Genomic DNA, 1299 nt, shown 5'->3' with positions numbered 1-1299 from the left:
TTTCGATCGCGTCATATGTGTGTAAGAGACAGGGGTACAAGTGGCCCGGGGGTGGGGGCTGCCGGTTCGAGGCCGCTGGCTGCCGGTTCGGGTTTGCCCGTTCCTCGGGGTCTGCCTGCCGGCCCGCGTTCGCCCGTAGGTCCGGGTCCGCTCGTGGGTCCGGGTTCGCCCGCTGGTCCCGGTACGGGCGCCACGACCGCCGGTAGCAGGCCGATCAGCACCGCGGCCGCCGGCCACAGCGGCAGCACCGGCGCCGTCAGCGGGACCACCCCCGGCCGCAGGGTCTGCGGGTCGGCCCCGGCGGCGTACACGAGCGTCGCGGCGACGGCCGCCCCCGACCCGGCGACCAGCCACGCGCGCACTCCCCACCGGTCGGGCCGGTAGCAGGTCCGCACACTGCGCCGCCCGCCGAGCCGCAGGCCCGCGAGGGCCAGGGCGAGGCCGATGAGCAGGACGGGCAGGCCGTACGCGGCCCCTTCGGCGGCGAGCAGTCCGTACGTGCCCGCGCACATGCCGAGCAGGCCGCCCAGGGTGAGCGCGGTGGTGGTGTGCCGGACCACGGGCGGGACCCGGGCGGTACGGCCGTACCCGCGGGCGTCCATCGAGGCGGCGATCGCGACGGAACGCTCCAGGGCGCCCTCCAGGACCGGCAGGCCGATCTGCAGGATGGCCTTGATGCCGCCGGTGGGGCGGCCGCGCAGACGGCGGGCGGCGCGCAGGCGGGCCACGTCGGCGACCATGTTCGGCGCGAACGTCATGGCGACGACGACGGCGACGCCCGCCTCGTAGAGGGCGGCCGGGAGGGACTTGAGCAGCCGGGCGGGATTGGCGAGGGCGTTCGCCGCACCGACGCAGACGAGGAGGGCGGCCAGCTTGGCCCCGTCGTAGAAGGCGAAGACGAGCTGCTCGGCCGTGACGCGGCCGCCGAGGCGGATGCCCTGCGCCCATGCGGGGAGGGGGACCTCGGGGAGGGTGAACAGCACGTGCGAGCCGGGGATCGGTGAGCCGAGGAGTGCGGAGAACAGCAGCCGCAGGCCGATCACGAACAGGCCGAGCTTGAGGAAGGCGGCGTACGAGCGCGCCCAGGGCGCGGACGTGCGGCGCGCTGCGACGACGTAGCCGGCCACGGCGATGATCAGCCCGAGGAGGAGGGGGTTGGTGGTCCTCGACGCGGCGGTGGCCAGCCCGAGCGCCCACAGCCACCACGCTCCCGCGTGCAGGGCGTTGCCGCGCCGGGCTTCCGGGGCGGCGTACCTGCGCGAGGGCGCGGCGTACCTGCGCGAGGGGGTGGCGGCGGGG

At 76.0% G+C, this 1299-nt stretch carries 1 protein-coding gene; it reads right to left on the bottom strand.

Annotation, left to right across the window (positions count from 1 at the left end):
- Positions 1-11: 11 nt before the first annotated feature.
- The gene (locus HYE82_RS36595; RefSeq protein ID WP_179178530.1) at positions 12-1220 is read right to left on the bottom strand and encodes an energy-coupling factor transporter transmembrane component T; all 1209 of its coding nucleotides are present in this window, start codon (positions 1218-1220) and stop codon (positions 12-14) included.
- Positions 1221-1299 lie beyond the last annotated feature (79 nt).

Origin of the sequence: Streptomyces sp. BR123 (assembly GCF_013401435.1) — a bacterium.
GTDB lineage: Bacteria > Actinomycetota > Actinomycetes > Streptomycetales > Streptomycetaceae > Streptomyces.
The sequence above is the reverse complement of the archived record's forward strand: the minus strand, read 5'-3'. Positions and strand labels throughout refer to the sequence as shown.